Source organism: uncultured Sphingomonas sp. (assembly GCF_937859915.1).
Taxonomy (GTDB): domain Bacteria; phylum Pseudomonadota; class Alphaproteobacteria; order Sphingomonadales; family Sphingomonadaceae; genus Solisphingomonas.
This window is the reverse complement of the sequence record NZ_CALMAW010000109.1, coordinates 1-7,973: the sequence shown is the minus strand read 5'-3', so window position 1 is coordinate 7,973 and position 7,973 is coordinate 1. Positions and strand designations below refer to the sequence as shown.

Sequence of the window (7,973 nt, the reverse complement as noted above, 5' to 3'; positions counted from 1 at the left end):
CAGCCGCCGCTCAAGGCCGAGGCGCCGCGTCCCGGCACGCAGGCGACCGTCGCCGCCTATGGCAGCCATGGCACCGATCCCCAGTCGGGCGAGACGCTGCCGATGTCGCCGTCGGTGCGCCGCGCGGTGCTCGAACATGGCATCGACGCCGGCGGCCTGACCGGCACCGGCCCGGGCGGTCGCCTTACCAAGGAGGACGTGCTCACCGCCGCCAGCCAGCAGCCCGCCAAGGCGCCCGCGCCAGCGCCGGCCGCGGCGGCGCCCGCTGCGGGCGGCGAACGCAAGGAAGAGCGCGTGCGGATGACGCGCCTGCGCCAGACCGTCGCCAAGCGTCTCAAGGAGGCGCAGAACACCGCCGCGATGCTGACGACGTTCAACGACGTCGACATGACCGAGGTGATGGCCGCGCGCGCCAAATATAAGGATCTGTTCGAGAAGAAGCACGGCGTCCGGCTCGGCTTCATGGGCTTCTTCGTGAAGGCTGCCTGCCAGGCGCTGCGCGACCTCCCGGCGGTCAACGGTTCGATCGAGGGCGATGAGATCGTCTATCACGATTATGCCGATATCTCGGTGGCGGTCTCCGCCCCCAACGGTCTCGTCGTGCCCGTCATCCGCAACGCGCAGGACCTGTCGGTCGCGGGCATCGAGAAGACGATCGGCGACTTCGGCAAGCGCGCCAAGGAAGGCGCGCTCAAGATGGACGAGATGAAGGGCGGCACCTTCACGATCTCGAACGGCGGCGTGTTCGGCTCGCTGATGTCGACCCCGATCATCAACCCGCCGCAGTCAGCGGTGCTCGGCCTCCACCGGATCGAGGAGCGCCCCGTCGTCCGCAATGGCCAGGTCGTCGTTCGCCCGATGATGTATCTGGCGCTCAGCTACGACCACCGCCTGATCGACGGCCGCGAGGCGGTGACCTTCCTGGTTGCGCTCAAGAACGCGATCGAGGATCCGACCCGCCTGCTGATCGACCTTTAGGCCCCTTCTTCACAGCGCTTCGATGGCGCGCCGGGCCTGTGTCCGGCGCGCCGATTTGGCGCTGTCTCAGTCAGAAATGGACGCGACTCCGCTGTCCGCGCCGCGCGCCCCGGCCGATACCGATCTTCCAGCAGTGAGCGGAGGATCGCTATGAAGAGGATGTCTCTATATCTGGCCTTGGCAGCGACGGCCGCTCTGGCGGCCGCGACGAGCGCCGAAGCGCAGGCGGTTCCCACCTGTTCCGCGCTCAGCCTGTATGCCAATGCGGCGCGAACGGGACTGTGCCGTTCGCTCAGCCCGACCACGCAGAATCTGTGGGTGTGCGAACTCTCGGGGGCGAACCCCGACGTGCACATCACCTTCAACGCGGGTAATGCGCTGCACATCACCGTCCGCCAGGCGCCGCAGCCGGGCGGGTGCGATCAACACACCAATTTCACCGGCAACTATCCGGGCGGGCTTGCTCTTGCGGGCGGCGGTGCGCCGATCTGCAACGTCAACATCCGGAATTATCGCGACCGACTGAACGCCGTGCAGCAGCTTCAGGCGGTGCACGGGCAGACCCTGGTTCAGGCAGCGGCGCTGGCCGCTGTTGCGGCCAGTCGGCTCACTCCGGCCGTGGCGCAGACCTACATCAACACCGCGGCGAACCAGCACTGCCCCTGATCGGTCCGGGCTCGATCGCCGGGAGGACGCAATCTGTCGACCAAAGGTTGCGTTGACGGACGCAAGCTCTATGTCGCCGCCATTCCCTTCTCGCACGGCAGAGAGTTCGGTCATGGCGGATTATGATTTCGACGTTCTGGTAATCGGCTCGGGTCCGGGCGGCTATGTCGCGGCGATCCGCGCGGCGCAGCTCGGGCTTAAGACCGGCTGCGTCGAGAGCCGCGCGACGTTGGGCGGTACCTGCCTCAACGTCGGCTGCATCCCGTCCAAGGCGCTGCTCCACGCCTCGGAACTGTATGACGAGGCGGCCAACGGCAAGCTCGCCAAGCTCGGTATCAAGGTCCAGGTCGAGCTCGATCTTGAGCAGATGCACGCGCAGCGCCGCGATGCGGTCACCGGCCTCACCGGCGGCATCGACTATCTGTTCAAGAAGAACAAGGTCGAGTGGATCAAGGGCCGTGCCGCCTTCACCGCGGCCGACACCGTCCAGATCGGCGATCGCTCGGTCCGCGCCAAGAACATCGTCATCGCCACCGGCTCGTCGGTAACCCCGCTGCTCGGCGTCGAGATCGACCAGAAGGTCGTCGTCGACTCGACCGGCGCGCTGGAGCTGCCCAAGGTGCCGCAGCACCTCGTCGTGATCGGCGGCGGCGTGATCGGGCTCGAGCTCGGCTCGGTGTGGAAGCGTCTCGGCGCCAAGGTGACCGTGGTCGAATATCTCGACCAGATCCTGCCCGGCATGGACGGCGAGGTCCGCAAGGAAGCCAACAAGCTGTTCAAGAAGCAGGGTATCGAGTTCAAGCTCGGCACCAAGGTGACCGGCGTCACGGTTGCCGGCGACGCTGCCAAGATCGCCGTCGAGGCCGCCGCCGGCGGGTCGCCCGAGACGATCGAGGCGGATGCGGTGCTGGTCGCGATCGGTCGCCGCCCCAACACCGACGGGCTTGCGCTCGACAAGGCCGGGCTTACCGCCAATGCCAAGGGCCAGGTCGAGATCGACCATGACTTCGCCACGGCGGTGCCGGGCATCTGGGCGATCGGCGACGTCGTCCCCGGCCCGATGCTCGCGCACAAGGCCGAGGACGAGGGCATCGCGGTCGCGGAGAACATCGCGGGGCTCACCGGTATCGTGAACCACGACGTCATTCCGAGTGTGGTCTACACCATGCCCGAGATCGCCGGCGTCGGCCTCACCGAGGAGCTCGCCAAGGAACGCGGCGAGATCAAGGTCGGCAAATTCCCGATGATGGCCAATTCGCGCGCCAAGACCAATCACGAGCCCGAGGGCTTCGTGAAGATCATCGCCGATGCCAAGACCGACAGGGTGATCGGCGTCTGGGTGATCGCCAGCCTCGCCGGCACGATGATCGCCCAGGCTGCGCAGGCGATGGAGTTCGGCGCGACCAGCGAAGACATCGCCTACACCTGCCACGCGCATCCGACCCACTCGGAAGCGATGAAGGAAGCCGCGATGGCGGTGACGGGCAAGCCGATCCACATCTGATCGGTGACGGTTGGAGGAAGCGTGACGCTCTTCCAACCGTCATCCCGGACTTGATCCGGGATCCATGGACGCGGCGCGTGGAGCGCAAGCGAAGCGTCGACTATCGGCGGCGCATCCGGCCTGCCAAGCTGCGTGTATGGGTCCCGGCGTCCGCCGGGATGACGAGAGGGGATGGTACGGCACCCAACCTTTGATTACCCCGCGCAGATGCACCCGCACTTCATCCCGCCGATCCAGCCGCTGCTGCCCTGGCTTGATCTCGCCGGCCTCGCGGTGTTCGCGGCATCGGGCGCATTGGCGGCGGCGCGGGCGCGGCAGACGATCGTGACCTTCTGCTTCTTCGCGATGGTGACCGGCACCGGCGGCGGTACGACCCGCGATCTGCTGATCGGCGCGCCCGTGTTCTGGCTGCACGACGCCGCCCCGATCGCGGTCTGCCTCGGCATCGCCGGGTTGGTCTGGCTCACCCCGCGGATCTGGTGGCCCGAGCGCGCGCTCGACTGGTGCGACGCGGTCGGGCTTGCGGCCTATGCCGTCTATGGCGCGGGCAAGGCACTCAACTACGGCATCCCGCCGCTGCCGGCCGCGGTGATGGGGGTGGTTTCGGCCTGCCTCGGCGGGATCATTCGCGACGTGGTGGCCGGCGTGCCGTCGATCATCCTGCGCCCCGAACTCTATGTCACCGCGGCGGCGCTGGCGGCGGGGCTGTTCGTCGCGCTGACCCTTGCCGGACTGCCCGCGCCCTGGCCCGCGATCATCGCCGCGCTGGCCGGCTTTGCCTTGCGGGCGGCGGCGATCGCGCGGGGCCTCGCACTGCCGGCCTATCGCGACTGAGGCGCTGCCGGGCGCTCACCGAAGTCGCGCTGCCAATAGCCGACATCCTGCCACGCACCCTGCTTGAAGCCGACGCCGGCGAAGCGCCCGACCGCGACGAAGCCCAGCGCCTCGTGGAAGCGCGTGCTCTCGTCATTGGGAACAGTGATCGCGGCGATCGCGGTGACGAAGCCGCGGTCGCCAAGCGCATCGAGCAGCGCGGTATAGAGCAGCCGTCCGACACCCTTGGCGCGGCGATCGTGCGCGAGATAGATGCCGGTCTCGCAGGTCCAGCGATAGGCCGAGCGCGTATGATAGGCGCGGCCATAGGCATAGCCGACCAGCGCGCCGTCCTGCTCGGCGACCAGCCAGGGATAGCCGGCGACCGTCGCCGCGATCCGGCGCGCCATCTCGGCGGCGTCGGGCGCCGCCTCCTCGAAGGTGACGACGCTGTGATCGACATAATGCGCGTAGATCGCCGCGATCGCCGCGGCGTCGTCGCGCGCGACCGGGCGGATCTGCAGGGGGGGAGCGTCGGCGGTCATGAGAGAGTTACCCACAGCGTTCGTCCGGAGCTCTACGACCTTCCGTCATCCCTGCCTCGATCCGGGATCCCGCTTCTTCCCCGTCCGCCGAAGAGGGGGCGGGACCCCGGGTCAAGCCCGGGGTGACGAGCCTCGGACTATGCGCTTCCGCCTCGACGGTGCAACGACGAACGCCTGCGGGCTCACAACCCCGCCTGCGCCATCATCCGCCGCGCCGCCGCGACATCGCCGGGGGCAGGGGGCTCGGCGCCGCCGCAGGCGAGGCAACGGACCTGCACCGCGGGCCCGGTCATCACCCGTCGCGCATCGCCGACGGCGCGCGCGAGGATCATGTCGGGGCGGCGGCTGAGCGAGACGAACGGGTCGGCGACGGTCGCATCCGCGCTGCTGTCCGAATTGCCCGCCAGCATCTGCAGGAAACGCACCACCGCCGACTTCTCGCGCTCGATATAGACCGGGTGGACCTTGGCTGGATCGAGATGCGCGCGCCGCGCCGCCTCGGCGACGGCATCCTCGAGCGAGCCGAAGCGATCGACCAAGCCGATCTGCTTGGCGGCGGCACCGTCCCAGACGCGGCCCTGGCCGATCTCGTCGACTCGCTGGATCGGCAGATGACGCGCCGCGGCGACCAGACCGGTAAAGCGCGCATAGACCTGATTGATCCCGGCCTGGATCAGCGCGTCGATCGCGGGCGTCGTGCCGCGCAGCGCATCGGGCTCGCCCGACAGCGGCGTCGCCTGGACGCCGTCCGCCGACAGGCCGATCTTGCCCAGCGATCCCTCGAAGGTCGGGATGATTCCGAACACGCCGATCGAGCCGGTGATCGTCGCCGGATCGGCGAAGATCGTGTCGCCTGCGGTCGACACCCAATAGCCGCCGCTCGCCGCGACCGACCCCATCGAGATCACCACCGGCAACCCCTTGGCCTTGGCGGCGAGGATCGCGGAGCGGATCCGGTCTGATCCGGTCACCGATCCGCCGGGCGAATCGACGCGCACCACCAGCGCCTTGAGATTGCCCTTGGCGACCGCCTTGCCGAGCGCCTCGGCGATGCTGTCGCCGCCGGCGGTACCCGAACCCGCCTTGCCGTCGACGATGTCGCCCGCGACGGTCAGAACGCCGATCGCGTCGCCGCTGGTCGACACGGGATTGGCCTGCTCCCAGTCGGAAAGCGCGATCGTCTTATAGTCGCCGGGGGCGGCCTTGTCGGGCGTCCCGGCGATCTTGGCGACGCGCTGGCCGAAGGCGATGCGGTCGCCGAGCGTGTCGATCAGCCCCATCGCCTGCGCATTGGCGGCGAGCGTCGTGTTGGGGATGGTGCCGCTGGTGAGGCCGGCAAGATAGGCGGCGAAATGCGCCTTGGGCCGGGCGGCCGTGACCTCGGCCTGCCAACGACCCCACAATGCGGTGATCAGCGCCTGGCTCTCCGCCTTGGCCTCGGGCGAGGCCTCGGTGCGGATGAACGGCTCGACCGCCGACTTGAACTTGCCGACGCGGTAGACGTGCGCGGTGACCCCAAGCTTGTCGAGCAGGCCCTTGTAATAGAGCTGCGACCCGCCCGGGCCCGCGGTCAGCACCGCGCCGATCGGATCGAGCCAGACCTCGCTGGCGTGCGCGGCGAGCAGATAGCTCGCATCGTCATAGCCGAGCGCGAAGGCGAGCACGGGCTTGTGCGCGCGGACGCCGTCGAGCGCATGGCCGACCGCGGAGATCGCTGCTTGGCCGCCGCCGGTGAAGCCGTCGAGATCGAGCACCACCGCCTTGACGCGATCGTCGGTCGCCGCCGCGTTGAGTGCGCGGACAACGTCGCGGAGGCGGAACTGGTCGAGCTGCGGGCCACCGGCGCCGGAGACGAAATCGAGCGGTCGCGCATCGGACGGCTGCTCGGACAGGCTGCCCTTGAGTTGCAGCACCAGCGCGCCGCCGCCCGAGGGGATCGAGGTCTTGCCGCCGCTCGACAGCGCCGCGAAGATCAGCCCGAAGAAGAGCAGCAGCGCGATCAGCGCCAGCACATCCTTCACGGCCTTGAGGAATCGCCACAGAGCCCGCAGGAAGCGCATCGATGTCACCTTTTCGTCGTGATCTGTGGGCTAGAGGAAGCGTGCGTCGCTGGCAATCGGGCCGTCCGACCGGGGACACGCTTCGCACCGGAGCGGTTGCAAATTTATCGGCCCGGCTGCTTGACGACGCCGCGCACAGCGCCATATTCCCGCCGCTAGCACTCGTCGTCGATGAGTGCTAACAACGCCATCGAAGCCGGTGCAAGTCTCCCCGTCGGGAAAGGCGCCAACCGGCCATCCATGAGGAAAGGGTAAGCCTCACATGAATTTCCGTCCCCTGCACGATCGCGTGCTCGTGAAGCGCGTCGAAGCCGAGGAAAAGACCTCGGGCGGCATCATCATCCCCGACACCGCCAAGGAAAAGCCCCAGGAGGGCGAGGTCGTCGCGGCCGGCTCGGGCGCCAAGGCCGAAGACGGCAAGATCACCCCGCTCGACGTCAAGGCCGGCGACCGCATCCTGTTCGGCAAATGGTCGGGCACCGAGGTCAAGGTCGATGGTCAGGACCTGCTGATCATGAAGGAATCGGACATCCTGGGCATCATCGGCTGATCCAGCCGACGGCGTTCTGTCAAAAATCCCATATGCGCGAAGTTCGCTAATTTCCGCATAGACAACGAAGGAATATCAAATGGCTGCGAAAGACGTTAAGTTTTCGCGCGACGCCCGTGAGCGCATTCTGCGCGGCGTCGACATCCTCGCCGATGCGGTGAAGGTCACACTTGGCCCCAAGGGCCGCAACGTCGTCATCGACAAGTCGTTCGGCGCGCCGCGGATCACCAAGGACGGCGTCACCGTCGCCAAGGAGATCGAGCTCAAGGACAAGTTCGAGAACATGGGCGCGCAGATGGTGCGCGAAGTGGCCTCGAAGACCAACGACATCGCCGGCGACGGCACCACGACCGCGACCGTTCTCGCCCAGGCGATCGTCCGCGAGGGCATGAAATCGGTCGCCGCCGGCATGAACCCGATGGATCTGAAGCGCGGCATCGATCTCGCCGTCATCAAGGTCGTCGAGGACCTCAAGGGCCGTTCCAAGCCCGTCGCCGGCACCAACGAAGTCGCCCAGGTCGGCATCATCTCCGCCAACGGTGATGAAGTCGTCGGCCGCAAGATCGCCGAAGCCATGGAGCGCGTCGGCAAGGAAGGCGTGATCACCGTCGAGGAGGCCAAGGGTCTCGAGTTCGAGCTCGATGTCGTCGAAGGCATGCAGTTCGATCGCGGCTACCTGTCGCCCTACTTCATCACCAACCCCGAGAAGATGCTGGTCGAACTCAACGACCCGTACATCCTCATCCATGAGAAGAAGCTGTCGAACCTGCAGGCGATCCTTCCGATCCTGGAAGCCGTCGTTCAGTCGGGCCGTCCGCTGCTGATCATCGCCGAGGACATTGAGGGCGAGGCGCTCG

General features: G+C 67.6%; 8 protein-coding genes. 6 read left to right on the top strand and 2 right to left on the bottom strand.

Going from position 1 to position 7,973, the window contains the following annotated elements; genetic code table 11:
• From odhB to Q0326_RS14185, 4 genes are all read left to right on the top strand, one after another.
• Positions 1 to 978: 2-oxoglutarate dehydrogenase complex dihydrolipoyllysine-residue succinyltransferase (gene odhB, locus Q0326_RS14200; protein ID WP_298691606.1), on the top strand; the 978-nt coding region annotated here is incomplete at its 5' end.
• A gap of 150 nt (positions 979 to 1,128) precedes the next feature.
• Entirely contained in the window at positions 1,129 to 1,644 is a 516-nt protein-coding gene (locus Q0326_RS14195; RefSeq protein ID WP_298691605.1) for a hypothetical protein, read from the top strand.
• 112 nt (positions 1,645 to 1,756) lie between these two features.
• Complete coding sequence (lpdA, locus tag Q0326_RS14190; RefSeq protein WP_298691604.1) at positions 1,757 to 3,148, top strand: dihydrolipoyl dehydrogenase; 1,392 nt, start codon at positions 1,757 to 1,759, stop codon at positions 3,146 to 3,148.
• A gap of 207 nt (positions 3,149 to 3,355) precedes the next feature.
• A complete protein-coding gene (locus Q0326_RS14185) occupies positions 3,356 to 3,982 on the top strand; it encodes a TRIC cation channel family protein (protein ID WP_298691608.1) in 627 nt (208 codons plus the stop codon).
• Here the strand turns inward: Q0326_RS14185 and Q0326_RS14180 are convergent.
• Positions 3,970 to 4,506, bottom strand: coding sequence for a GNAT family N-acetyltransferase (locus Q0326_RS14180; RefSeq protein WP_298691603.1), 537 nt, complete (start codon positions 4,504 to 4,506; stop codon positions 3,970 to 3,972). The two genes, Q0326_RS14185 and Q0326_RS14180, sit on opposite strands and share 13 nt — an antisense overlap.
• A gap of 182 nt (positions 4,507 to 4,688) precedes the next feature.
• The gene (sppA, locus tag Q0326_RS14175) at positions 4,689 to 6,566 is read right to left on the bottom strand and encodes a signal peptide peptidase SppA (RefSeq protein ID WP_298691602.1); all 1,878 of its coding nucleotides are present in this window, start codon (positions 6,564 to 6,566) and stop codon (positions 4,689 to 4,691) included.
• Positions 6,567 to 6,828: 262 nt separating this feature from the next.
• On the opposite strand from sppA, the gene groES reads away from it, so the two are divergent.
• Both groES and groEL read left to right on the top strand, forming a co-directional pair.
• Entirely contained in the window at positions 6,829 to 7,116 is a 288-nt protein-coding gene (gene groES / locus Q0326_RS14170; protein ID WP_298691601.1) for a co-chaperone GroES, read from the top strand.
• A 79-nt stretch (positions 7,117 to 7,195) separates the two neighbouring features.
• On the top strand, positions 7,196 to 7,973 hold a 778-nt coding region (gene groEL, locus Q0326_RS14165), incomplete at its 3' end, for a chaperonin GroEL (RefSeq protein WP_298691600.1).